The following is a 23,193-nucleotide window of genomic DNA, read 5'->3' as shown; positions in this document are numbered from 1 at the left end:
GCACCCGATGAGATTTTCGGCGGGCCATCACGGGGTCGTGTGCGCTGCCTTGCCGTTCATGTTCATTTGAGAAATACACCATCGTCTTCGGCAATCAGCTCCCGTGGCCCGGTATGAAGTGCCACCCGAGGGGAAACCTGCCGGAATGCGGGAGCTTTTGCCGCGCCGAGCAGACCGTCGGCGCCGCCGCCGGGCCCATGGAAGCCTAACCTGAGGATATCGGGAAAATCGGCGAGCCCAATGGCAACGAAGAACTGAACCTCCAAACTGGCTGGCGGCCGTTACGGTGCACTGCCGGCCTGCTTAACGGATGTGTCCGCAAATAGAGGTTCGAGGCTGCTTTGCATATGCGCCACTCCGATGAAGAGCAGCGCGGCCGCCGCCACCCAAAGATCCATGTGCGTTAAAAGAAGCATTGTCATTCTCCCGTCTGCGTGATTTCCACACTCATCCCGCCAGTCTGGGTCACGATGACCGGCGGCGCTTCAAAACCGAACTGGCTGAGGGCGGCAAAATTCTCGTTTCCGTATTGCGCCAGCTCCATCAGATTGTGCTGGCCGTCCTGCTGCATGGTGGCGGCGTTGTCGTCGCCGCTCTGCAGCAGGGACATGCTGTTGCCGCTGCCAGTCTGGGATTGCACGGCGAAGTTGTTCAATCCGATCTGCGAAAGCTGGACGGCATTTCCAGTGGACCCCACCGCGGCAGAGCCGGACTGTCCGAGCTTGAAGAAGTTGGCGACGCCGGAAATGCTGATGCTGGCCCGATTGCCAAGACCGTATTGTGTCAGGGCGCCCTCGTTGCCTGCCCCGCTGAGCCGGACATTTGCCGCCTGTTCGTCCCCGCGCTGGATTAGCGTCAGCTGGCTCCCGCTGCCGCTGTCGGTCACATTGGCCGTGTTGAAGGACCCGATCTGCTCGATGCTGACAGAGCTTCCCGCGGGCGTGACTGGCAATGCGGCTGCGCTTCTGGCCGCCGGTTTCGCCGTGCTTTCCTGCGCCGAAGCCGCCAACGGCCCAAGAGCAAGAAAGGCGGTCGTCCAAATCATCAAACGGGTCATGTTTTGGCCTCCGAGTAATGCTGCCAGGCCTAAGCCAGACAGCATTGATGGTACCACACGTCAAAAGGTCCTACTGCATGACAGTCGACGTGTTCTGGACGCCCATCTGCGTTATGAACGACATGTTGCCGGACGAGGCCGTCTGCGTGACAGTTGCAGTATTGTCGATGGTAGAGCCCAGGAATGTTAAATCCGTCTGATGGATTTCACTCACCTGGCCGCTCAATTCCTGTGTCAGGTAGGCCTTGTTATCCAGCCCGTCCTGATTGATCAGGCTCTCGTGGCTGGCTCCGTCCTGCAGCACAGTCGCCATATGCCCGCCCACAGGAGCCTGATTGATGGTGCTCACGTGGAGATTGCCGGACTGGGTGACAATCGCTGATGTCAGAGCGGGAACTGCAGGCAGATCCCCGTGGTCTGAGGTCTGGTTCACGACGCTGAAGTTGCCGCTGCCATCCTGGTTGACGATTGCCGAATTGGCACCTGAAATGGGTATGCCACCGGATTGCACGATGGCGGATTCGTTGCTGTCCCCGAACTGAGTATTCAGGGCCGTGCCGGATTCCCCCCCCTGCTCAATGTTGGACATGTGGCTGAGACCGTCCTGCAGAATGGTTGCGGAGTTGTCATTGTCATTGGCGGAGATACCCAACCCCCCGGTGGCCGCAGTGCCCGTGCCCTGTATCACGCCGGCAGTGTTGAAGCTGCCGGACTGTGTGATGGACGCCTGATTATTGTCGCCGCCGTTGGAGCCCACAATCTGGTCGGTGGTGGCAGTGTTGCCGGTGCCCGCCTGAATGATCTCAGTACTGCTGTTTGTGATACTCGCGGGCGGGCCGGAGCTTGCAGCGCCCGGGCCCTGCTGCGCCGCTGCGGTGTTATCGGAACCAGTCTGTTCGATCTCCGCGCTGTTTCCGCCTTCGGTGGAATCCTGCAGGATCGTGGCCGTATTCACCGCGCCGCTCGTGCTGTTGGCCTGCGTGATCGACGCGGTTTGGATTCCGGAGCCGCCGAGCTGATCGATCTCCGCGATGTTGGTGCCGGAACCGCCGCCATCGGATTGTATGACGCTGGCGGAATCATCGTCGCCGGTCTGGTAAATGTCGGAACTGCCGCCCGTGCCGCCTGTTTGGGTGACGGTGGCGGTGTTTCCTGCGCCGATTTGTTCGACCATGCTGTCATTGGCCAGTAGCGGCGGCGCAGCGGCGGCGGACACAAGCGCCGCCGTCAGCAGTAGATGTCTCATCTTGCCTATCCTTCCTTGGAGCATGCCGGAAGGCGCCGCCCCAAGGCGGGGCGGCGCGCCGCGGACCGTCAGTTACTGACTGACATTGGCCGTGTTGAACGACCCGTCCTGGATAACCTCCGAATAGTTGTTGGAAGCCAACGTCTGGAGGACGTTGGCGGTGTTGTTGTCACCCGACTGGTCGATCCAGCTCTCGTTGAAATCCGTACTCTGCGTGACATTTGCAATTTGGATGTCGCCGGTTTGGGTGATTGTGCTCTCGTTGTCGATACCGGATTGCGTCAAATACGCCTCCGCGCCGGATCCGTCGGTCTGCGACACAGAGCTGCTTCCGTCGAAGCCAGACTGGTTAACACTGGCAATGGCGCCGGCATTGCTCTGGAGCACGGTGCTGAAGTTGTTAATGTTTGTCTGCGTGACAGTCGCAGTCATGCCTGATTCGTCTTGCTGCAAGATCGTCGAATTGTTGATCTCGCCGGTCTGGGATGAGGACGCGATATTAGTGCCATTGAGCTGGTCAATATCAGAGGTATTCCCCGCGCCTTCCTGAGTGATCGTAGCCTCCGAATCCGCCGCATTATTTTGGTTGATGTTCGCGGTATTCACCCCGCCCGAACCGTCATGGTCCTGAATGATGTCGGCCGTGGCGTCGCCGTCTTGAGTGATCACCGCGTCGTTGGACGGGTCAGAGCCGGTATCCAACTGCGTGACCTCGGCATCGTTGTTGTCATTGCTTTGGTCAATGTCCGATACGCCGAAGCTGCCGCCCGTCTGATCAACGGTTGCATCATTGTCATTGCCGATCTGCTCAACATAGCTGCTGTTGGCGAAAGCCTGGCTGGCAAATGTCAGGGCAAAGACGGAGGCGGTTGTAATAAAGTGCTTTTTCATGAGGCATACCTCTAGTATAAGCACCAAAGCATCTTTTGGTGCTGGGTTGACGGCTGCAGCGATGCAGCCCTTGATCCGGGCGCGGTGTCGGGAGGTGTCCAGCCACTAGGACGCCGCGCCCTCCGGTTAATCACCCTTGCGGGGTGATATCTCGCAATCTGCTCAGATTATTGTTTTATTTGCCGTTTCGGACGGTGCAGCCTTTGTTTCTCCGGGGGTGCGTCCGTCCTCAGTTTCTTGATCGCCTGCCGGGGGCGGCATCTTGCGGCCGTCCTCGATCAAGTAGTCATCCACCAGCACCTGGCCGGCAGCCGGGTGCTGAAAGCGCCAATAGTCCTGGTCTGCCATCTCAAGGATAAGTGCTGCCACCGCCTTTTCGATCGTACGGGTCAGCGCCACCAGCCCGGGCTCATTTGCGGTTTGCCCGATCTCGGCCTCAAGGACGGCATCCGTGTCGACATAGCGGAACACGCTGGCACTCAGACTTGTCGACAACAGAGATTTCTGAACGACCACAGACGCCAGTATTTCCCCCGTTTTGACGCTGACCGCACGCAGGCTCACGCTCAGAGTATCCTGGCGGTACTGGCCATGCGCGCCGATGCCAAGCAGGGCTGCGCCCGCGCCGCCTGTCCGAACATTCGAGTCGTACCCGACCACGCCGCCCTCGATGAGAATGCCCGCAAAGAGCATCGGCGGCAGCGCCTTCGGATTGACCTCCTTTTCCTGGAGATAGATCTGGCGCATCTCCTGAATTATGCGCCGCTCCTGCAGCAGATTGTTCAGCTGCGAGCGTTCCACGACACGGAACCACCTGCCGCCCCCGGCTTCCCGCAGGGCCTTGACCAGAACCGGCCCCCCCCCTTGCGACACGGCTTTGGACAGGGATTGATACTTTTCGGAGTCCTCGAACTGGCCGGTCAGATCTTCGAACTGATAAACCGCAACATCCACTCTCCGGTTTGGCGGCGGCAGGTCAAGCAGCTCGCTGCGCGTTTTCGTGACGGCTGGCAGCACCGGTTCCTGCGAGCGTTCGGGAACTGCCGCACATCCAGAAAGGACGGCTGAAACCACGCAAGCGGAGGTAAGTTTTGGAAAAAATCGTTTCATACCGGCGCCATCTTTGCCGTTGGGGAGAGGGGGGGCTCAGTCCTGCACAACAGGCAGGACAATTTCAGTGGTGGATCCATCCAGCAAATTAGTGATCAGCACGGTGATATCCTCCAGGGTTCTTTCGTAGAAAATCTGCTGGTCACCGATTGTAATCGTATCCGAATCGCCGGGTTCGGCTCCGGTTATGACTTCGGACAGCCCCGCAGACAAAGACGACAAAAGCCTGCTCTGCAATTGCCTGACAAATAGATCCGATTGGGAAGAACTGGAGCGGGCGCGGGCGCTGCCATCTTCCGCGTACACATTCTGAATCTCGGCAAGACCAAGCAGATGACTGGAGTTAAAGGGATTTCCACCGAAAGAGGGATTTGTGAAGGCGAAAGTTAATTGCTGCGATGAAGCGCAGCTCATTGTTGTCAGCCATACGCTCCCGCCGAGGACAGCCACTCGCAACAGCATTTCCCCTCCCCCAAACAAACTTCCGGCCAACGCGCATGCCGATGAGCGGAACACCAAAAAAAACACTCTCAAAGCACCGGGTTAGCGCCTTGATTTACCAAAACGAACACATGTATTAAAACTTAAAACACACGTATAAGTCTAGGAAAAAATTTTCGCTTCCAAAACACGGCATTGGTGCAAAAATGGCAAGGAGCTTACACCGCGGATCGGCTCTGATGGGCCGGAAGAGTAAGTGCGGCCAGCACCCATTAATTTAGGGTGCGCACCAGTATTCAGCGCTGGAAAGGCCAGCGGTAGTATATCTGATCATTTTTGACTGAGCATCGCCCGGATAGTGCGTCTCGATCCCTATCTCCCAAAATCCGGCGACCAGCTGCGCGCAGAAGATCGGCGTGTCTTGACTGGGATTATCGCTATTAAACGTAATGACTTACGATCCGAGCCGGGTTTGCCGGCGGCTGTTTCAGTCAATTGCGCGGCTCTCTCCTAGGTTTCCAGAGCTGCGCTGAAACTGGCCCCTGCATCTCCCGGCGGCATGTTCCTGATAGGCTCCGACAGGAGGCAGTGGTTGAACCAATCCCCCCGCTGCAGGGTTGCCCACTCCAGAGCACTGAAATTGTGCCACGGGCCTGGGCGGAGAATGAGGTCGGCATTGGGCAAGCCATTGATCGTCTCAGCCAGAGCGTTGTCGGAGCTACCTTCCACGTTTATGAAAGAGAGCTCTATACCGGCCTCGCTCAGCCGTTTGATGTAATTGTTCGGCAGGTATCGGCTGCCGTGGTCTATTGGCTGAGAAAAGACGAAACCCAACCCGGTCAGCAGGGGCAGAGAGTAGCTTAAATTACGCCGGAAACTGTCCTGATGTGATCCCCGAAAACGCCCCCGTTTTTGACTAGAGTTTTCCGCAGAGAATCCCTGGTTGGGAGAGGAGCGGAAACGCATGAAGGCATCGAAGTTCACGGACGCGCAGAAGGCGTTCATCATCAAGCAGGCGGAGGACGGCACCTCGGTGGCCGAGGTCTGCCGCAAGGCCGGGATCAGCACGGCGACATTTTTCAACTGGAAGAAAAAATATGCTGGCCTGATGCCATCCGAGGTGAAACGGCTCAGGGAACTCGAGCAGGAGAACGCGCGCCTGAAGAAGATCGTCGCGGATCTCGCGCTCGACAAGGAAATGCTGCAGGACGTCATTAAGCGAAAGCTTTGAGGCCTGCCCGGAAAAGGACGCTGGTCGACGGGATGCGGGCGGATTGGCAGGTGTCGATCCGCCGGGCCTGCGGGGTGATCCGGTTCGATCCGAGAACCTATCGCTACAAATCCCGCCGGCCTGGGCAGGCCGCTTTGGAACAGCGGATACGGGAGATTTGCCAGACGCGCGTGCGCTTCGGCTACAGGCGCGTGCTTGTGCTGCTGCGCCGGGAGGGCTGGGAGATCAACGCCAAGAAGACCTATCGCATTTACAAGGAGTTGGGCATGCAGCTTCGGAACAAGACACCCAAGCGCCGGGTGAAGGCCAAGCTGCGGGATGACCGCAAGGAGGCTGTCAGCCCCAATGACGTCTGGGCTATGCGTTGCCCGAAAGGCGATTGCGCAGGCGCAATCTGCCGGAAGGGACTTCGTTCATGATCAGCTAGCGACAGGCCGGAAAATTCGGGTTCTGACGGTCGTCGACACCTTCTCACGCTATGTCCCGGTGCTTGATGCTCGGTTCACATGTCGCGGGGAGGACGTGGTCGCGACGCTTGAGCAAGTATGCAAGCGCACCGGCTACCCAGCCACCATCCGTGTTGACCAGGGCAGCGAGTTCATCTCCAAGGATATGGACCTTTGGGCCTATGCCAACGACGTGACATTGGACTTCTCCCGTCCGGGCAAACCTACCGACAACGCCTTCATCGAGGCGTTCAATGGCCGGTTCCGGGCGGAGTGCCTGAACGCGCACTGGTTCATGAGCCTTGAAGATGCAGCCGAAAAGTTGGAGGCTTGGCGCAGAGACTACAATGAAGAACGCCCGCACGGGGCTATCGGGAACAAGGTCCCGGCAGACCTGATGAAATCAGTTCACGACACCAGCCCGTGAAACTGATGGAACCGCGGAAATTCTAACAACGGCCGAGGGCACGTTGGGTAGCACATCAGACCAACGATTGGGGACCACCTCATACGCGGACTCTAAGGGGAGCACGTCAGCGATGATCGGCCTGGCCCGAAACGCAAAAAGCCCTTCCGGAGAAGGGCTTGACGGGAACATGCTTGAGTGTTCGGTAAAAGTGGTTGCGGGAGCAGGATTTAGACACTGTTTGCTCCCAGCGGCAGCCCGGATGGTGCCATTTGCATTGTCGGCGCCGGACAAAATGTCCCTGAGGTCACAAACACACACGAAAAAATTCATCACTGACGGCCGCCGCCAGCGTTCTCCATTCAAAAACCCCGGGCAACGGGTGCCCGGGGCGGATTGCCCTTCTCAGCATTCAGGGCGGGGTTCTTATTTCTTGAGGTTGGTCCAGATCTGGTCATAGACCGCCTGCGTCTGCTGATTGCAAACCTCAATGAACACGCCTTCCCCCGCATCCGCGTGGGGGTTCTTTTCCGGCTGGGCAGCCAGGGCGGGGTCCAGGAATTCTGCTACCCCGATCACCCCGGCGTTGTATTGCGCGTAGTTGGTAACCGCGGCGATGTTTTCCGGCTTCAGCAGGAAGTCCATGAACTTCAGCGCATTTTCGCGGTTCGGCGCGTCCTTCAGCAGCACCACGTTGTCCATCCAGGCAACGTAGCCCTGCCTGGGATAGGCATATTCCACATTGGCGCCTTCCCCGCGGGCCTTGGCGGCAAAGCCGTCATAGATCTGCCCCACCGCTGCATCGCCCGATACCAGCACCTCCTTGGCGGTGTCGGAGTTGAAGGAGGCCCAGTGCTGCTTGGCGTCCTGCAGCATGGCGTTCAGCGCCTTCAGCTGCTCCCGGTCGGTGGAGCACTGCGGGATGCCCATGTGCAGCGAGGCCATGGCCATCACCTCTCCCTGGCTGTCCAGCATGTTGATCTTGCCCGACAGTTCGGCCGGCGGGTTGAACAGAATGTCAGTGGTCTGGATGCCGCCGCTGTATACGTCGCGGTTCACCGCAAAGGAGGTCGAGCCCCACTGATAGGGGATCGAGGACGCGCGGCCCGGGTCAAAGCTGGGATCGGCCCATTCCGGGGCGATGTTACCTTTATTCTTCAGCTCGCCCTCGGCAATGGTGTCCAGCAGGCCCTCGCCCGCCATGATGCTGACCATGTAGTCGCCCGGCACCGCCAGATCGTAGGCGCCCATGCCGCCGGCCTTCAGCGTGGCCAGCATGGCTTCATTGGAATCGTAGGTGTCCATGGTCACTTCAATGCCGGTCTCGGCAGTGAACTTGTCCAGCACCTCCTGCGGGATGTATTCGAACCAATGGAACAGCACTAGTTTTCCCTCGGCGGCGGCGGCATTTCCCGCGAAACTCAAAGCAAGCGCGGCGGCGCTGGATTTCAGCAGGTTTTTCATGGGTTTCCCTCCAGGTTGGATCATTTGTCGGTGTCGGATTTGCTGACGAAGTAGCTGATGGTGACCATCACGATTGAAACGCTCAGCAGCATGGTCGAGATCGCCATGATGTTGGGTTTGATGCCCTGCTTGACCGAGCCGAAGATCGCGGTGGGCAAGGTCTCGACGCCCGCGCCCTTGACGAAATTGGTGATGATGAAGTCATCGAGCGAGACGATGAAGGCCAAGAGGAAGCCGGAGATGATGCCCGGCGCCATCAGCGGCATCAGGATCTTGGTGAAAGCCTGCCGCCGGGTCGCGTAGAGGTCCATTGCCGCCTGTTCAAAGCTGTCCTCGATCCCCTGCATCCGGGCCGAGATCGGCAGGTAGGCAAAAGGGATGCAGAAGGCGATATGGGCGATCAGGATGGTCAGGTAGCCGCGGGTGAAGCCGATGGCGTTGAAGAAGATCAGGGTGGCCACCGCCGTCACGATCTCCGGCACCATCAGCGGCAGGCTGATCAGGCCGAATGACACGGTGCGCAGCTTGAACTGGCCGCCGCGCACCATCGCGGTGGCTGCCAGCGTGGCAATCATCGTGCTGGCGGTGGCCGCCATGATGGCGATGGTGAAGCTGTTGAAGGCTGCGGTCTTGAACTTGCCGCTTTCCGGGCCGGTGAACACATCGGCGTACCAGCGGAAGGAGACACCCTCCCAAGTGGTGATCGACTGAGAAGCGTTGAAGCTGTAGATGGTGACGATCACCAGCGGGGCATAAAGGACCACCAGGCACAAGAGGGTGATGGCGCGGAAGCCCTTGTAGGCTTTGATATTGTCCTTCACATGCGCCATGGCTCAGCTCCCTGCCTTGTCTGCTTTGGCCTGCTGGCGGGCCGAGAACATCAGGATGATCAGCACCATGGTCAGCAGGAGCATTGAGGCGGCTGCGCCGAACGGCCAGTTGCCCGCGTTGCCCTTGAACTGCTCCTCGATCAGCGAGCCGATCATAAAGTTCTTGGCCCCGCCCAGAAGGTCCGGCGCCAGGAAGGAGCCCATCGACGGCACGAACACCAGGATGCAGCCCGCCACCACGCCCGGTTTCACTGCGGGCAGCACAATCCGGCGCAGGGTGGTCCATTTGCTGGCGTAAAGATCCGCCGCTGCCTCGGAGAGCGAGAAGTTGTAGCGCTCCACCGCGGCGTAGACCGGCAGCACCATGAACGGCAGGTAGGAGTAGAACAGCCCCAGCTGCACTGCGAAATTGGTGTTGATAATATGGATCGGGCTGTCGATCAGCCCGGTGCTGATCAGGAAATCATTCAGCGGCCCCTGATCGCGCAGGAGGAACTTCATGCTGACGGTGCGGATCAGCAGGTTCACCCAATAGGGGATGGTGATCAGGAACACCCAGACGGGGCGCACATTTTCGGGCCGGGTGGCGATGAAATAGGCGGTGGGAAAGCCGATCAGAAGGCTCAGCAGCGTTGCTGCCCCAGCCTGCCAGATCGAGCGCCAGAAGATGCTGATATAGGTCCATTCGAGCTTCGGCGGCTCATCCCCGAACAGCCCGCGGTCAAAGAAGAACTGGTCATATGCCGCGAGACTGAACTCCCAGATCACACCGCCGCGGAATTCCTTGGTCAGGAAGGAATAGACCAGCATCATGCCGACGGGACCCAGCACAAAGATGCCGAGCACCGCCCAGGACGGCAGCAGCAGCCAGCCGCGGGCGTCCTTGTAGGTGTCTGCGCGGGCTGAGCCGCCGGTTGCTGCGCCTGCTGCCATCAGTCCATCAGGAGGCGTCCGGCCCCCAGCTCCATGTTGACGAAAATCTCGCTGCCCGGCTCAAAGATCCGCTTGTTGCCGCGGTCGGAATTGGAGGTCCGCACGATGAACTGCGGCCCCTCGGCCAGATCGACCAGCGTGCTGATGTCGGTGCCGACAAAGATGTTCTCGGCCACCCGGCCCTTGAGGCTCTCTGCCTCCACCGGCACATCGGACATGAACAGCCGCTCGGGGCGCACCGACATATGCACCTTGGCGCCTGCGCCGATGCCGTCCACCGAATTGCAGGTCAGCGCGTGGCCGCCGCCCAGGTAGCAGACCGCGCGGCCGTTCATCACCTTATCGACAGAGACCTCCAGCAAGTTGGTCTCGCCGATGAAATCCGCCACGAACATATTGCGCGGCTGTTCATAGATTTCGGTCGGGGTGTCCAGCTGCTGCAGCTCGCCCGCCGACATCACCGCGATGCGGTCGGACATGGTGAGCGCCTCTTCCTGGTCGTGGGTCACGAAGATGAAGGTGATCCCGGTTTCGCGCTGCAGGTGCTTGAGCTCCAGCTGCATCTGCTTGCGCAGCTTCAGGTCGAGCGCCGATAGCGGCTCATCCAAAAGCAGGACTTTAGGTTGTGGCGCCAGCGCACGCGCCAGCGCCACACGCTGCTGCTGACCGCCTGAGAGCTGGGACGGTTTGCGTGCAGCGAATTGCGACAGCTGGACCAGCTCCAGCATCTCCCCCGCGTGTTTGCGGGCGGCGGCTTTGGATTTGCCGCGCATCTCCAGGCCAAAGGCCACGTTGTCCAGAATCGTCATATGCGGGAACAGCGCATAGTTCTGGAACACCGTGTTCACCGGCCGCTTGTGCGGCGGCAGGCTTGCGATCTCGTCGCCGAACAGCAGAATCTCGCCCTCGGTCACATCCTCGAACCCGGCGATCATCCGCAATAGCGTGGTCTTGCCGCAGCCAGACGGGCCCAGCAGCGTGAAAAATTCATTGTCCTTGATAGTCAGCGAGATCCGCTTGAGGGCAGTGAAATCCCCGTAGCGTTTGACCGCATCGCGCACATCAATCGCGTCTGTCTTATTGCCGGGCACTTGCGCCTCTCCTCTGCCGCGTATCGTTTGATCCAGCATAGGAAGCGCAGGAGGCTGCTTTAAGAATTGACTCCCTCAGCAAACGTTAGCCTTTGCCTAATCTTTTAAAATCCAGCAAAAACAACACTCTAATTAACCCAAGGGCAAAGCCTGCCGCTGCTTTGCCTATCCCTAAGCGCTGCAACGGAAACCGCATCTTTGGCCTGTGCGCCGGTGCCGCTAAGCCGGTGGCGGCATTCCCAGCAAACGAACGGTGAGAACATGCACGGCACCCGCGCGGAACGAGACACAATCGGGCAGGTGGAGCTGCCCGCGGACACCCTGCACGGCATCCAGACGGAGCGGGCGCGGCAGAACTTCCCGATCACCGGCGTGCCGCTGTCGCATTTCCCGGCGCTGGTGAACGCGCTGGCGATGGTGAAATCCGCCGCCGCCCGCGCCAATGCAGGGACCGGCGGGCTGGCTCAGGTCAAGGCCGCAGTGATCACCGCGGTCTGTGCGGAGATCATCGCCGGGCAGCATCATGAGCATTTCAGCGTGGACATGATCCAGGGCGGGGCCGGCACCTCGACCAACATGAACGCCAATGAGGTGATCGCCAACCTGGCCCTAATTCGGCTGGGGCACCGCCCCGGCGACTACATGTATCTGCACCCGAATGACGACGTGAACCATGGCCAGTCCACCAATGACGTCTACCCCACCGCAATCCGGCTGGCGGTGCTGGCCAGCACCGCGCCGCTATGCGCGGCACTGCACGGGCTGCAGCAGGCCTTTGAAGAACGCGCCCGGGCTTTCGACGGTATTGCCAAGGTTGGCCGCACCCAGCTGCAGGACGCTGTGCCGATGTCCCTGGGGCTGGAGTTCGCCGCCTTCGCCGTTACTGTGGGAGAGGACATTGACCGGTTGCGCGATATCAGCCGTCTGCTGACCGAGGTGAACCTGGGCGGCACTGCCATCGGCACCGGCGTAAATGCAGAACCGGGCTATGCACACTTGGCGCTGCGCCACCTGTCAAAGCTGTCCGGGTTTAAGCTGGTGCAGGCCGGCAACCTGATAGAGGCCTCTTCCGACCTCGGCGCCTTCGTCGCCTATTCCGGCATATTGAAACGGGTGGCGGTAAAGCTCTCGAAAATCTGCAACGATCTGCGGTTGTTGTCCTCCGGCCCGCGGGCGGGGATCGGTGAGATCACCCTGCCCGCGGTACAGGCGGGGTCGTCGATCATGCCCGGCAAGGTCAATCCGGTGATTCCCGAAGTGGTCAACCAGGTCTGCTACCAGGTGATCGGCAATGACCTGACCATCACCATGGCGGCGGAAGCCGGACAGTTGCAGCTTAATGCGATGGAGCCGGTGGTGGCCTATAACCTGCTGGAATCCATCCGCATCCTGAAGAATGCCGTCGGGGTGCTGACAGAGAAATGCGTGAAAGGGATCACCGCCAACGAAGACCGCTGCGCCGCGCTTCTGGACAACAGCCTGGTGCTGGCCACCGCCCTGGCGCCGCATCTGGGCTATGATGCCGCCGCCGCCATTGCCAAGGAGGCCTTGGCCAGCGGCCGCAGCCTCCGCGCGGTGCTGGAGGAAAGCCGCCGTTTGCCCGCCGGCAAAGCCGATGAAATTCTTGGCAATGCCGCCTGCTGAAGGGGGTGCGGCGGCCCCGGTCTCAACCCGTCAGATCGTCCAGGATGCGGCCCATCATTGCGTCGCAACCGGCAAGCTGGCTCAGCTCCAGATATTCGTCCGACTTGTGCCCCTGCCCCGCCATAGACCCCGGGCCGCAGACCACGGTGGGCACGCCGAGCTGATCAAAGAACCCTGCTTCAGTGCCGAAGGCGACCTTTGTGGTGCCTTTGCTTTGGGCAAGCTTCCGGACAAAGGGGATGATGGGGCTGTCTGCAGGCACGTCGAGGCCCGGATAGGCGTTGTACTGTTCCACCTCGACGCGGGCTTGCGCCGGATAGCGCTTGCTGACCCGCTCGGCGGCGGCCTGAATGCGGACCAGAATGTCTTCGGCCCGGTCGGCAGCCAGATGACGGTACTCGAACGTCAGCTCGGCACGGTCCGGCACGATATTGAGCGCCGTGCCGCCGGACATCTTGCCTGCGTGTACAGTGGTAAAGGGCACATCATAGGCATCATCCTGCGCGCCATTGGCGGCAAAGTCTTCCTGCAGCGCGCGCAGCTCTGTTAAAAAGTCGCCGGCAAGATGCAGCGCATTGGTGAAGTTGGGGGCCAGGGCGGAATGGCCGCTTTGGCCGTGGCAAACCGCGCGCAAAGCGGCCTTGCCCTTGTGGCCGGTGGCGACCTCCATCTCTGTCGGCTCCCCCACGAAACAGGCGCGGGGCCGCCCGATTAGCGGCGCCAGGCGCTCCAGCATCTCCTGGATGCCGAGGCAGCCCACCTCCTCGTCATAAGACAGCACGATTTTCAGCGGTTCTTTCAGATCCGCCTTTGCCGCCCGGTCCGCCAGCGCCAGAACGCTGGCCACATAGCCCTTCATATCGGTGGTGCCGCGGCCGTAGACGCGGTCACCATCCAGGGTCAGCCGGAACGGGTCACGGGTCCAGTCCTGCCCGTCCACCGGCACAACGTCGGTGTGGGCGGACAGCAGAACCCCCTGCCCCGCCGGGCCTTTCTCGGCATAGATCCCGGTCTTGCTGCCGTCCGGCGAGGGCAGCCGCATGACTGCAAAGCCGCGTTCCATCAGGAACGTCTCGGCATAGGCGGCAAGCTCCAGATTGGAGTTGCGGCTGACTGTGTCGAACTCGATCAGCCGCTCCAGTATATCCAGCGTTGCTGTCATCGTCAGTCCACGGCCAGTTCGGTGATCTCGCGCCGGAAGGGCAGCGCGTCGCCGATGTCCGGGCCGTCCAGCTCGCGGGCATAACGGTGGCCGGCATAGGTCGCCCAGGCAATCGGCCCCGGCGCGCTGGCGTCGCCGATGATCTTGACCGACTTAATGCCGGCATCCGCCCATTCCGCCTCGCGGGCGCGCATGTCCTCGTTGATGCTGTCATTGCCGGTGCGCGAGGCGATCATCACCACTGCATCGGCCTCAATGTTCCAGGTGCGGTCGGTGTAGGTGCAGTTGCTGACCACATGGCCTGCGTGAATTTCGGTAATGCCCTGGTTGAGTACGATCTCCACCCCGGCCGCGACCAGGCGAGGGTGGATGGCCACCTGCTCCAGCGTGTTGTTGGTCCAGTCGCTGACATAGGCCGACGGCGTGACCAGCGTCACCTGCGCCCCCTTGGAGGCCAGCAACTCGGCCAGCACCCCGCCCATGTAGTAGTGGTCGTCGTCATAGACCACCACGCGGCCCTCGGGGATGGTGCCGTCCATCAGGTCGTCCGGGGTATAGACCTTGGCGCCTTCGGCAATCGGCATCGGCACCACGTGCTGGCGCGAAACCCCGTCGCGGCGCCAGGTGGAGCCGGTGGCGATGCAGACATTTTCGAACCCGAATTCCAGAATGCTTTCCGCGTCCAGCGGGCTTTCGCGATAGATCTCCACGTTCGGGCGCTGGCTCAGCTGGTAGTCGCGGTAATCCACCACCCGGCCCCAGGCATTGAGGCCCGGCAATTGGCGTTCACGGGTGACGCGCCCGCCGATCACGTCCTTGGCCTCGGCCACGGCCACGTCATAGCCGCGGCGGCACAGCGCCCAGGCGGCTTCCAGACCGGCGGGGCCGGAGCCAACCACCAGCACGTTGGAGCTGCCGCCCTTGGCGTTCATCTTCTCCGGATGCCAGCCCTTGCGCCATTCCTCCATGAAGGTCGGGTTCTGGGTGCAGCGGCTGATCGACATGGTCATGTCGCCGGTGATGCAGATGTTGCAGCCGATGCATTCACGGATGTCCTCGATGCGGCCTTCCTCGATCTTCTTGGGCAGGAACGGGTCGGCAATCGACGGCCGCGCGCAGCCGATGAAGTCCAGCGTGCCGGATTTCACCATCTTGGCCATCACGTCCGGGCTGGTGAACCGGCCGACACCGACGATGGGCTTGTCCGTCAATTCATGAATGCCGCGCACCAGCTGTTCCTGGGCGGCCTCCTCCTTGAAACGGCTGGGGCCGGAGCAATCCTCCCAGGTGCCCTGCGCCAGATCCCAAAGGTCCGGAAGGTCCTTGTTCATCTCGATGTAATCCCGCACCTCGGCGTTGGAAAACCCTAGCTCGCCGATGGTCTCATCCAGGGAAACCCGCAGGGTGATCGCCATGGTATCGCCCACCGCATCGCGCATGTCGGCGATGACTTCCTGGCTGAAGCGGGCGCGGTTCTCCAAACTCCCGCCGTATTCGTCCGAGCGCTGGTTGGTTGCCCGGCTCAGGAAGTGCTGGAAGATGCCGAACCCATGCGCGCCATAAAGGCAGATCAGGTCAAACCCGGCCTTCTTGGAGCGTTTGGCCGCGTTCACAAACCAGCGGCGCAGGTCCCTGATGTCCTGCTTGTCCAGCGCCCGCGCCTGCACCGGGTCATTGGTGAAGGTGCGGATCGGCAGGGCCGAAGGCGCCAGCGGCACCTCCTTGGTGTAAAGGTTCGGGCCGTTGATGCCGGAATAGGCCAGCTGGATACCCGCCAGCGCGCCGTGGGTCTTCATCCGCTCCGACATCTTGCGCAGTTGCGGGATGTCCTTGTCCTCCCACAGGCGCAGCTCGATGAACGGCGTGATTTCCGAGGTGTGATGCATCTCGCACTGTTCGGTGAAGATCACGCCCCAGCCGCCTTCGGCCTTTATGCCCCGCATCGCAGCCGCGGCCGAGGGGTCCCGGTAGCCGCCGCCGTTGCAGTGGGGTACCTGGTAAAAGCGGTTCTTGGCGGTGAGCGGGCCGATCTTCATCGGCTCGAACAGAATATCATAGCGGGGATCGCGCAATTTCCATCTCCTTCGGTGCAAGAGCCCCTGAAAGGTACAGGACTGGGCCAAAGGCAAAAGTTGCGCTTGCGGAAGCATTGATTAGCCGCCGCCTAAGCGGCCCCGCCACCGCCGCCCTCAATGCGGATACCAGGCACGGTGCCGCTGGTGATCTGCTCCCGGCAATAACCGATGAAGGTCTTGACCGTCAGCACGTTTTCAGCACCTTCCGCGGTCAGCAGCCCCATCCGCATCGGCCGCAGCTTGCCGCCGATCGGCACGAACTTCAGCTTGCGCCCGTCCGGCGCCATATCCGTCACCGGGCGTATATTGGCGATGGAATAGCCGAATCCGTTGGCCACCAGCCCGCGCATCACCGCCATGTCGCGGGTGCGCTCGGCAATTTGCGGGGTGACGCCCGCGTCCTCAAAGAAGGACAGGAAGTATTCGGCGCTCAGCGGCAGGTCCAGCAGCACCATCGGGTGCGCGGCCAGCTCTTCCACTGTGACGCTTTCCCGGTCCGCCAGCGGGTGGTCCTCGCAAAGCAGCGCATAGGGCGGCAGCTCTGCCAGTGCGTTGAATTTCAGATCGGCGGGAATGTTCAGATCATAGGTCAGCGCCACGTCGATCCGCGCCTGGCGGATCAGGTTAATAAGCCCGGCCTGGTCGCGCTCCATCTGGCTGATGGTCACAGCGGGATAGAGCGCCTCGAACTGGCGGCGCAACCCCGGCACAATCAGCTGCGCAAAGGTCAAGAGGCAGCCGACCGACAAGGGCCCTTGCACGAAACCAGAGATATTGTCGGCCAGACGGCTGAGCGCGCCGGCCTCATGCAGCACAGCGCGCGCCTGATCCATGAACTGATGCCCGGCCTGGGTCAGCGACAGGCCCTGCGCGTGCTTGCGCACGAACAGCTGCAGGCCGAACTCGTTTTCCAGCTGCGACACCGCCGCCGAGATCGACGGCGAGGACACATTCACCTTCTCCGAGGCCAGGGCTATGGACCCGGCCTCGCCGACGGCAACGAAATATTCCAGCTGGCGCAGGGTGAAACGCAAGGGCATGTTAGCGACTATGCCCGGCGCAGCCCAAGCCGATCAAGCCCGGTACTTGATCCAAGTGGTTTTCAAGGCCGTGTATTTTTCCAGGCTGTGCAGCGACAGGTCGCGCCCGAAGCCGGATTGCTTCATGCCGCCGAACGGCGTCTGCGCCGACAGCGCGTCCACCGTATTGACCGAGACCGTGCCTGCCTGCAGCCTGTCCGCCACCCGGCAGGCGCGGTTGAGGTTGTCCGTCCAGACCGAGGCCGCAAGGCCGTAGATTGAGTCATTGGCCATGGCGACAGCCTCCTCCTCGCTGTCAAAGGGGATCACCGACAGCACCGGGCCAAAGATCTCATCCCGCGCCAGGGGATCATCGTGGCGCACGTCGTCAAAGATCGTCGGCTGCACGAAACAGCCCTTGCCGTCCACGGTCACGCGTTCACCGCCCGCAACCAGATTGGCCGACTGCTTGCCCGCCTCGACAAAGCGCATGATGCCCTCGGTCTGCTTCTCATCCACGATGGCGCCCATTTTCGAGACCGGGTCCAGCGGGTCCCCCGGCTGGGTGGCCTCCGCCCGGGCGATCAGCTTCTCGACGAACTCCTGCTGGATGGAGCGCTCCACATACAGCCGCGAATTGGCCGAGCAGACCTCGCCCTGGTTGAAGAAGATCCCGAAGGCGGCCATGTCGGCGGCGGTGTCCAGATCCCCGCAATCGGCAAACACCAGATTGGGGCTCTTGCCGCCGGTTTCGGGCCAGACCTGCTTCAGGTTCGACTGGCCGGAATACTGCATGAACATCTTGCCGATGGCGGTGGAGCCGGTGAAGGCCAGGCAATCCAAATCCATATGCAGCCCCAGCGCCCTGCCCGCGGTGGCGCCATAGCCCGGCACAACGTTGAAAACCCCGTCCGGCACCCCGGCCTCTGCCGCCAGTTCGGCCAGCCGCAGCGCCGACAAAGGCGACTGCTCCGCCGGTTTCAGCACCACGGAATTGCCCGCCGCCAGCGCCGCCGCAGCCTTCCAGGTCGCCATGTCGAGCGGGAAGTTCCAGGGCGTCACCGCCCCCACAACGCCCAGGGGCACGCGGGAGACCAGCGCCAGATCGCCCGGCCCGGTGGGCGCCACCTCGTCATAGACCTTGTCGATGGCTTCGGCATACCACTGGAAGAAGTGGGCGGAACCGGGCACGTCCACAGTGACGGCATCCGTCACCAACTTGCCCATGTCCAGGGAATCCAGCAGCGCCATCTCCTCTAGGTTCTCCCGGATCAGGTCCGCCAGTTTCAGCATCACCGCCTTGCGGTCCCCCGGCGCCAGCCGCGACCAGCGCCCGTCCTCGAAAGCCCGGCGCCCGGCCGCCACGGCGCGGTTCACGTCCTCTGCATCACATTCGGCAACCTGCACCAGAACCTCTCCGGTCGCGGGGTTCACACTGGCGAACGTCTTGCCCGAGGCCGCATCGGTAAACTTGCCATCAATGAAGGCCTGCCCGCGGAAGCTCAGCGCCGCAGCGCGGCTCTTCCAGTCATCGTAAGTGTAGTCCAGCATGTCTTTCTCCCTGATGCGCCGCCGTCACTCGTCCCCGGGCACGCCGTAGGACGGCGCCTCGCGCGGGTCGAGCGCGCGCTGGACATAGGCGTCCAGCTGCGGCTTGTAGATTTCCCAGGCGGTGGCAACGGCCTCGATCGGGCAGTCCTCGGTCCAGTCGCAGCGCAGGTCGGCCACCGGCCAGCTCACCTTGTCGACCAGCTTCATGCCCGCCGAATGCACCGGCCCGGCCTCGCCGCCCGCCGCCAGCCCGGCGCGCATGGCCGCAATCAGCCGGTCGCCGAGATGGCCATCCGCCGCCTGAAACCCGTCCACGATGGCCTGGCACACCCCGGCATTGGCCAGCAGGTTGCCGCCCGAGGCCACATCCTGCCCTTCCGCCTGGGTCCAGATGCCCAGGGAGTTCGGCCCCGAGTGGATTGCAGTGCCGCCTGCCTTGTCCACCGCCAGCACCTGACGGTATTCGATGAACTTGCCCTGCGCCCGGACTTGCTCCATAGCCTCAGCCGCCGTCAGCCCCTGTTCCATCAGGTCCAGCGCCAGCGGCCCCAGGCTGGGGTCGGTCACGTTCTGGCTGGCCACCGCGCCAACGCCCGCGCGGGCAAAGGAACAGCGCGCCGCCACCGCGGGCGAAGACGACGAAATCGCCACCCCGAACATCCCGGTTTCCGCGCATCGCGCCACAAGCGAAAATGTCATCGTCTTTCCTCCTCACCAGCCAGTGGAGACGGATCCGTTCTTCATCCGGCTGAAAATATCCTAGGGGGTGAATTGAGCCGCAGGCTCCAGAGGGGGCAGACGACCCCCTCCACGCGTCCGGATCACTCCGGAATAACCGCAGTCCCATCGATTTCGACCAGCCACTCCGGCCGCGCCAGCGCCTGCACCACAAGGCCGGTGGAGACGGGATGCACCCCTTTGATGTATTCCCCCATGGTGCGGTAAACCGCCTCGCGGTGGCGCACATCGGTGATGTAGACCACCACTTTCACCAGATGCTCCATCGAGCCGCCCGCTTCCTCGATCAGCTGCTTGATGTTCTGCATCACCTTGCGAGTCTGCTCGACAGGGTCGTGGCTGTCGATGTTCCTGGCGTCATCCAGGCTCTGCGGGCACTGGCCGCGCAGATAGACGGTCTTGCCGCCTTCTGTCACCACCGCCTGGCACAGGTCGTTGTCCAAGTTTTGTTCGGGGTAAGTGTCCGATGTGTTGAACTTGCGGATACGGGTATGGGCCATTATGTCCTCCTGGCATGGCGGGATGGCGGGGGCGGGCCGGTGTTGCATTCCCCGGCGAAACTCTCATGCGCAGCGGGACAGCCAAATTACCTTCTGGCTTCCCCTTGCTTCGGCTGCGGCTAAGCCCGCATTCAAAGCGCGCCGGCGCGGCGCTCGCCGGGGCCGCGGTAGCCTTCGTAGTGGCGCTGTATGGCAATCTGGTCGGCCACATGCTTGGCATCATGCCAGACCCCCCAGATGAAGGTCGAGCCTCGGCGCGACTGCCAGGGCAGGCCCAGGAAATAGATCCCCGGTTCGCGCGACACGCCGCGCTGATGCTGCGGGCGGCCTTTTTCGTCGAAAGCATCCACCTTCATCCAGCCGAAATCCTGCCGGAAACCGGTAGCCCAGAGAATGGTGGCGATGCCTTCCTTCTCCAGGTCCAGCGCCCGGATCGGATTGGTCAGGCTGCCCGGATCGGGGTAGGCCTTGCGGGCTTCCGGCTCCTCCGGCAGGTCAATGCCGGTGCGTTCCACATATGCATCCGCCAGATCCAGCAACTTCAAATAGTTGGCATCGCCGGCCGCGATATTGTCCTGCAGATCGCCTGCAAAATTCATCGTCCCGTTTTCATAGGCCTCGGTCAGGCCAAGCAGCGTCACCCCCTCGCCCGCCAGACGGCGGAAATCCATGGTCCGGCCGCCATAGGCGCCGCTGACGGAGATCGTCACATGCTCCTTGCCCGGCTCCTGTGCAGCCTGGTCCCACAGGCCCAGCACCCCCAGCCACCAGACAAAATCCCGGCCCCGGTACATGCGCGGCGGGCGGTCGTGCGGGCCAACCGACAGATAGGTTTTGCGGCCCGCCCGGTTCAACTCATCGGCGATCTGAGCGCCCGAGGAGCCTGCACCCACCACCAGCACCGCGCCTTCGGGCAGCTGATCGGGGTTGCGGTAGTGGAAGGAATGGAGCTGGTTCACCGGTGCGGTTTCCGGCACCAGCGGCGGAATCACCGGATGCTGGAAGGCGCCGGTTGCCGCCACGATGCGCTGCGCCTCAATCACCCCGCCCGAGGTTTCGACCCGGAAGCCGCCGCTGCCGTTGATACGTTCGGCCTTGCTGACCTCGACGCCGGTGCGGATCGGCGCATTGAACCGTTCGGCGTATTCGACAAAATAATCCGCGATCCGGTCCTTGCCGGCAAACGCCTCCGGATCGGTATCCGTGAACTCCAGGTTCGGGAACCGGTCATGCCACGCCGGGCCATTGGCCACCAGCGAGTCCCAGCGCCCCGTCCGCCAGGCCTCTGCGATCCGGTTCTTTTCCAGCACCAGATGCGGCACGCCATGGCTGGTCAGATGCTCGCTCATGGCCACCCCGGCTTGCCCGGCCCCTACAACCAGCGTGTCTATCTTCTCAACCGCCATTTCCAAACCCTCTCCTGACACTCCGGCCCGGGCCGCTGCCCTGCCGGTCTTCCCCGCCAGAATGTTCACATCACCCAATTCGGAAAAAGAACTCTATGGCTCATCCCTGCTTCGCTTACAGCTAACCAGCTGCTGAATGCAGGGTGTCTGCGTTGATTTCCGCTTCTCCATTCGGCGGGTTCAAATCAAGCGTCATCGAGGAAGGTTCCGAGGCGGTAATCTTTGTCGTCCGCGGAGCCTCGCTTCTCTTCGGGATCGGCAAACGGGCCCTCCCATGATGGGATAAGAGGAACAAAGCGGCTCAATCTGAGAAACGTCCTGGCGGCATGGGAGCCGCCGGCACTGCGGAGATGGGTGATTGGCGGAATAGCCATTGATCGAATGGCGTAAGCCGCCTTCCCACCGGCCGGGTGGTTCCTTTTGAAGGGTTTATTGCGGCAGAGGCGAGATAGTAGCAACTTCAGGAAACGGTGCATTCCGGTTCGCATTGACGCTTCTTAAGAAAAGGCGGAGAACTCCCCGCCTTTCAAATTCATTTCTGCGATGCCACGAGACAGGTCATTTCGAGAAGCAGCGTAGCTCCGGCCAGTGCGGTGATTTCTGCATTGTCATAGGGCGGAGAGACCTCGACGACGTCGGCGCCGATCAGGTTCACGCCGCCAAGCTTGCGGATCAGCGATATCGCCTGCCATGTGGTAAGCCCCCCGCACACCGGTGTGCCAGTGCCGGGCGCAAAGGCAGGGTCCAGTGCGTCAATGTCAAAGGTCAGGTATGCCGGGCGGCCGCCGACGGCCTCTTTGATCCTTGCCACTGTTGCTGCAACGCCCTGCTCATGCACAAACTCGGCCGTCAGCGTGTTGAAGCCGTGCGATTTGGCGTTAAATGTCCGCAGCCCCACCTGAATTGAATGCTCTGCGTCCACGATGCCTTCTTGTGCGGCGTGATAGAACATCGACCCATGGTCAAACCGCTTAGGCTGCTCTTCCCATGTGTCGGAATGAGCATCGATCTGGATGAGGGAGACCGGCCCGTGCCGCTCAGCCTGTGCCCGCAAGATGGGGGCGGTGACCGAATGGTCGCCGCCCATCGTCAGCACGAACGCATTTGATTCCAGAATACCCTTAGCTTCCTGGTAAATCGTTTCAGGGATATCCACCGGGAAGCCTGGGTCAAACGTGCAATCGCCGTAATCAACCATCCGCAGCTTTTCAAAAGGATCAAAGTCCCAATGCCACGGCCCGCCATCCCAGGCGACATTGGTCGACGCGGTGCGAATGCCGCGCGGTCCAAACCGGCAGCCGGGCCGGTTAGTGACGCTCAGGTCGTAGGGCACCCCCCAGACGACAATGTCGGCCCCTTCGAGGTCACGCGAATATTGTCTTCGAAACAAGCTGTTTGCACCGCTATAGGTGGGCTCATATCCCATGCCGTACTGATGATTTCCTACAAAGGCGCGGTCGGTTGCACCTACCATGATTTCGTCTCCCAAATCAGAAGGCGACAGCGTTGAAGAATGAATTCCAAGCGTATCGGGTAGTCCGTTGCGGTTCAAAAATGCGCATCATGAGTGAGCTGGCGCAAATCGAAAGATTGAAACCCTTGATCAGGTAAGGCCTAATCGCAAGTCGCAGCATGGAATGCCCCATCTGAACTGGTCCACCGCTATAGTTAGGAAACGGAGGACAGATGACGGGCTCCCCGCAGAGTCCGCGGTTATTAGTCCGCTCCGTTCAGGGTTTGGTCCTCTCTTGACCGTTGGTGATACTCCCGCGGGGTGAGCCCGTCGAGGCTCGTATGTGGGCGATGGTGATTGTAATCGTCACGCCAGGCCGCGATCAGCTCTCGGGCGTGGCGCAGGTTGGCGAACAAGTGCCCGTTGAGGCACTCGTCCCGGAGGCGGCCGTTGAAGCTTTCGACAAAGCCGTTCTGCATGGGCTTGCCTGGCGCGATGT

The 23,193-nt window shown here is 61.5% G+C and carries 22 protein-coding genes and 2 pseudogenes; 3 read left to right on the top strand and 21 right to left on the bottom strand.

What is annotated here, in order from left to right; translation table 11 throughout:
* Positions 1 to 62 precede the first annotated feature (62 nt).
* The 7 genes from ACOHWE_RS13685 to ACOHWE_RS13655 form a co-directional block, all read right to left on the bottom strand.
* Positions 63 to 266, bottom strand: a complete 204-nt coding sequence (locus ACOHWE_RS13685) for a hypothetical protein (protein ID WP_420667151.1) — start codon at positions 264 to 266, stop codon at positions 63 to 65.
* 15 nt (positions 267 to 281) lie between these two features.
* Positions 282 to 422 carry a hypothetical protein gene (locus tag ACOHWE_RS13680; protein WP_420667150.1) on the bottom strand — a complete coding sequence of 47 codons (141 nt, stop codon included), beginning with the start codon at positions 420 to 422 and terminating at the stop codon, positions 282 to 284.
* Entirely contained in the window at positions 419 to 1,057 is a 639-nt protein-coding gene (locus ACOHWE_RS13675) for a hypothetical protein (RefSeq protein ID WP_420667148.1), read from the bottom strand. Before ACOHWE_RS13675 ends, ACOHWE_RS13680 begins: the two co-directional genes overlap by 4 nt.
* Positions 1,058 to 1,127: 70 nt before the next feature.
* Positions 1,128 to 2,303 carry a hypothetical protein gene (locus ACOHWE_RS13670; protein WP_420667146.1) on the bottom strand — a complete coding sequence of 392 codons (1,176 nt, stop codon included), beginning with the start codon at positions 2,301 to 2,303 and terminating at the stop codon, positions 1,128 to 1,130.
* 72 nt (positions 2,304 to 2,375) lie between these two features.
* Positions 2,376 to 3,194 (bottom strand): hypothetical protein, encoded by an 819-nt coding sequence (locus tag ACOHWE_RS13665; RefSeq protein WP_420667145.1) that lies wholly within the window; start codon positions 3,192 to 3,194, stop codon positions 2,376 to 2,378.
* 162 nt (positions 3,195 to 3,356) lie between these two features.
* The gene (locus ACOHWE_RS13660; protein WP_420667143.1) at positions 3,357 to 4,304 is read right to left on the bottom strand and encodes a CsgG/HfaB family protein; all 948 of its coding nucleotides are present in this window, start codon (positions 4,302 to 4,304) and stop codon (positions 3,357 to 3,359) included.
* A gap of 36 nt (positions 4,305 to 4,340) precedes the next feature.
* Complete coding sequence (locus ACOHWE_RS13655) at positions 4,341 to 4,832, bottom strand: curli assembly protein CsgF (RefSeq protein ID WP_420667142.1); 492 nt, start codon at positions 4,830 to 4,832, stop codon at positions 4,341 to 4,343.
* A gap of 253 nt (positions 4,833 to 5,085) precedes the next feature.
* Here ACOHWE_RS13655 and ACOHWE_RS13650 point away from each other — a divergent pair.
* A pseudogene (locus tag ACOHWE_RS13650) lies at positions 5,086 to 5,205 on the top strand (IS5/IS1182 family transposase); the annotation flags it as partial.
* 50 nt (positions 5,206 to 5,255) lie between these two features.
* On the opposite strand, the gene ACOHWE_RS13645 reads toward ACOHWE_RS13650, so the two are convergent.
* Positions 5,256 to 5,729: a hypothetical protein gene (locus tag ACOHWE_RS13645; protein ID WP_420667141.1), complete on the bottom strand. Its 474-nt coding sequence runs from the start codon at positions 5,727 to 5,729 to the stop codon at positions 5,256 to 5,258.
* Between ACOHWE_RS13645 and ACOHWE_RS13640 the strand changes: the two are divergent.
* A pseudogene (locus tag ACOHWE_RS13640) lies at positions 5,710 to 6,849 on the top strand (IS3 family transposase). The gene ACOHWE_RS13645 and the pseudogene ACOHWE_RS13640 sit on opposite strands and share 20 nt — an antisense overlap.
* A gap of 405 nt (positions 6,850 to 7,254) precedes the next feature.
* Here the strand turns inward: ACOHWE_RS13640 and ACOHWE_RS13635 are convergent.
* From ACOHWE_RS13635 to ACOHWE_RS13620, 4 genes are read right to left on the bottom strand one after another with little or no spacing between them, the layout of a single operon-like run.
* Entirely contained in the window at positions 7,255 to 8,292 is a 1,038-nt protein-coding gene (locus ACOHWE_RS13635; protein ID WP_420667140.1) for an extracellular solute-binding protein, read from the bottom strand.
* A gap of 20 nt (positions 8,293 to 8,312) precedes the next feature.
* Positions 8,313 to 9,122, bottom strand: a complete 810-nt coding sequence (locus ACOHWE_RS13630) for an ABC transporter permease (RefSeq protein ID WP_420667138.1) — start codon at positions 9,120 to 9,122, stop codon at positions 8,313 to 8,315.
* A 3-nt stretch (positions 9,123 to 9,125) separates the two neighbouring features.
* The gene (locus ACOHWE_RS13625) at positions 9,126 to 10,055 is read right to left on the bottom strand and encodes an ABC transporter permease (protein WP_420667137.1); all 930 of its coding nucleotides are present in this window, start codon (positions 10,053 to 10,055) and stop codon (positions 9,126 to 9,128) included.
* Positions 10,055 to 11,185: an ABC transporter ATP-binding protein gene (locus ACOHWE_RS13620; RefSeq protein WP_420667136.1), complete on the bottom strand. Its 1,131-nt coding sequence runs from the start codon at positions 11,183 to 11,185 to the stop codon at positions 10,055 to 10,057. The genes ACOHWE_RS13625 and ACOHWE_RS13620 overlap by 1 nt, the downstream gene beginning before the upstream one ends.
* A gap of 222 nt (positions 11,186 to 11,407) precedes the next feature.
* On the opposite strand from ACOHWE_RS13620, the gene ACOHWE_RS13615 reads away from it, so the two are divergent.
* Complete coding sequence (locus tag ACOHWE_RS13615; protein ID WP_420667134.1) at positions 11,408 to 12,790, top strand: aspartate ammonia-lyase; 1,383 nt, start codon at positions 11,408 to 11,410, stop codon at positions 12,788 to 12,790.
* A 22-nt stretch (positions 12,791 to 12,812) separates the two neighbouring features.
* Here ACOHWE_RS13615 and argE read toward each other — a convergent pair whose 3' ends face one another.
* The 9 genes from argE to ACOHWE_RS13570 all read right to left on the bottom strand — a co-directional run.
* Complete coding sequence (gene argE / locus ACOHWE_RS13610) at positions 12,813 to 13,952, bottom strand: acetylornithine deacetylase (protein ID WP_420667133.1); 1,140 nt, start codon at positions 13,950 to 13,952, stop codon at positions 12,813 to 12,815.
* Between the two features lie 2 nt (positions 13,953 to 13,954).
* Entirely contained in the window at positions 13,955 to 16,024 is a 2,070-nt protein-coding gene (locus tag ACOHWE_RS13605; protein ID WP_420667131.1) for an oxidoreductase, read from the bottom strand.
* 92 nt (positions 16,025 to 16,116) lie between these two features.
* A complete protein-coding gene (locus ACOHWE_RS13600) occupies positions 16,117 to 17,067 on the bottom strand; it encodes a LysR family transcriptional regulator (RefSeq protein WP_420667129.1) in 951 nt (316 codons plus the stop codon).
* 33 nt (positions 17,068 to 17,100) lie between these two features.
* Entirely contained in the window at positions 17,101 to 18,597 is a 1,497-nt protein-coding gene (locus ACOHWE_RS13595; RefSeq protein ID WP_420667127.1) for an aldehyde dehydrogenase, read from the bottom strand.
* Positions 18,598 to 18,621: 24 nt separating this feature from the next.
* Positions 18,622 to 19,296 carry a DUF1028 domain-containing protein gene (locus tag ACOHWE_RS13590; RefSeq protein WP_420667125.1) on the bottom strand — a complete coding sequence of 225 codons (675 nt, stop codon included), beginning with the start codon at positions 19,294 to 19,296 and terminating at the stop codon, positions 18,622 to 18,624.
* 122 nt (positions 19,297 to 19,418) lie between these two features.
* Complete coding sequence (locus tag ACOHWE_RS13585; RefSeq protein WP_420667123.1) at positions 19,419 to 19,835, bottom strand: RidA family protein; 417 nt, start codon at positions 19,833 to 19,835, stop codon at positions 19,419 to 19,421.
* A 131-nt stretch (positions 19,836 to 19,966) separates the two neighbouring features.
* Entirely contained in the window at positions 19,967 to 21,241 is a 1,275-nt protein-coding gene (locus ACOHWE_RS13580) for a flavin-containing monooxygenase (RefSeq protein ID WP_420667122.1), read from the bottom strand.
* A 532-nt stretch (positions 21,242 to 21,773) separates the two neighbouring features.
* On the bottom strand, positions 21,774 to 22,715 hold the full coding sequence (speB, locus tag ACOHWE_RS13575) for an agmatinase (protein WP_420667373.1): 942 nt from the start codon (positions 22,713 to 22,715) through the stop codon (positions 21,774 to 21,776).
* A gap of 242 nt (positions 22,716 to 22,957) precedes the next feature.
* Positions 22,958 to 23,193: integrase core domain-containing protein (locus ACOHWE_RS13570; protein WP_420667120.1), on the bottom strand; the 236-nt coding region annotated here is incomplete at its 5' end.

The sequence above is a fragment of the Cribrihabitans neustonicus genome, assembly GCF_048820895.1.
Taxonomy (GTDB): Bacteria; Pseudomonadota; Alphaproteobacteria; order Rhodobacterales; family Rhodobacteraceae; genus Cribrihabitans_A; species Cribrihabitans_A neustonicus.
Note: the sequence above shows the minus strand (reverse complement) of the source record. Positions and strands in the feature narration are given on the sequence as shown.

Excerpts from the sequence above, each read along its gene's own strand:
- ACOHWE_RS13630 (WP_420667138.1), bottom strand. The coding sequence starts at position 9,122 with ATGGCGCATGTGAAGGACAATATCAAAGCCTACAAGGGCTTCCGCGCC.
- ACOHWE_RS13620 (WP_420667136.1), bottom strand. The coding sequence starts at position 11,185 with ATGCTGGATCAAACGATACGCGGCAGAGGAGAGGCGCAAGTGCCCGGC.
- ACOHWE_RS13600 (WP_420667129.1), bottom strand. The coding sequence starts at position 17,067 with ATGCCCTTGCGTTTCACCCTGCGCCAGCTGGAATATTTCGTTGCCGTC.
- ACOHWE_RS13680 (WP_420667150.1), bottom strand. The coding sequence starts at position 422 with ATGACAATGCTTCTTTTAACGCACATGGATCTTTGGGTGGCGGCGGCC.
- ACOHWE_RS13670 (WP_420667146.1), bottom strand. The coding sequence starts at position 2,303 with ATGAGACATCTACTGCTGACGGCGGCGCTTGTGTCCGCCGCCGCTGCG.
- ACOHWE_RS13615 (WP_420667134.1), top strand. The coding sequence starts at position 11,408 with ATGCACGGCACCCGCGCGGAACGAGACACAATCGGGCAGGTGGAGCTG.
- ACOHWE_RS13660 (WP_420667143.1), bottom strand. The coding sequence starts at position 4,304 with ATGAAACGATTTTTTCCAAAACTTACCTCCGCTTGCGTGGTTTCAGCC.
- ACOHWE_RS13580 (WP_420667122.1), bottom strand. The coding sequence starts at position 21,241 with ATGGCGGTTGAGAAGATAGACACGCTGGTTGTAGGGGCCGGGCAAGCC.
- ACOHWE_RS13635 (WP_420667140.1), bottom strand. The coding sequence starts at position 8,292 with ATGAAAAACCTGCTGAAATCCAGCGCCGCCGCGCTTGCTTTGAGTTTC.
- ACOHWE_RS13665 (WP_420667145.1), bottom strand. The coding sequence starts at position 3,194 with ATGAAAAAGCACTTTATTACAACCGCCTCCGTCTTTGCCCTGACATTT.
- ACOHWE_RS13595 (WP_420667127.1), bottom strand. The coding sequence starts at position 18,597 with ATGCTGGACTACACTTACGATGACTGGAAGAGCCGCGCTGCGGCGCTG.
- speB (WP_420667373.1), bottom strand. The coding sequence starts at position 22,715 with ATGGTAGGTGCAACCGACCGCGCCTTTGTAGGAAATCATCAGTACGGC.
- ACOHWE_RS13590 (WP_420667125.1), bottom strand. The coding sequence starts at position 19,296 with ATGACATTTTCGCTTGTGGCGCGATGCGCGGAAACCGGGATGTTCGGG.
- ACOHWE_RS13625 (WP_420667137.1), bottom strand. The coding sequence starts at position 10,055 with ATGGCAGCAGGCGCAGCAACCGGCGGCTCAGCCCGCGCAGACACCTAC.
- argE (WP_420667133.1), bottom strand. The coding sequence starts at position 13,952 with ATGACAGCAACGCTGGATATACTGGAGCGGCTGATCGAGTTCGACACA.
- ACOHWE_RS13585 (WP_420667123.1), bottom strand. The coding sequence starts at position 19,835 with ATGGCCCATACCCGTATCCGCAAGTTCAACACATCGGACACTTACCCC.
- ACOHWE_RS13675 (WP_420667148.1), bottom strand. The coding sequence starts at position 1,057 with ATGACCCGTTTGATGATTTGGACGACCGCCTTTCTTGCTCTTGGGCCG.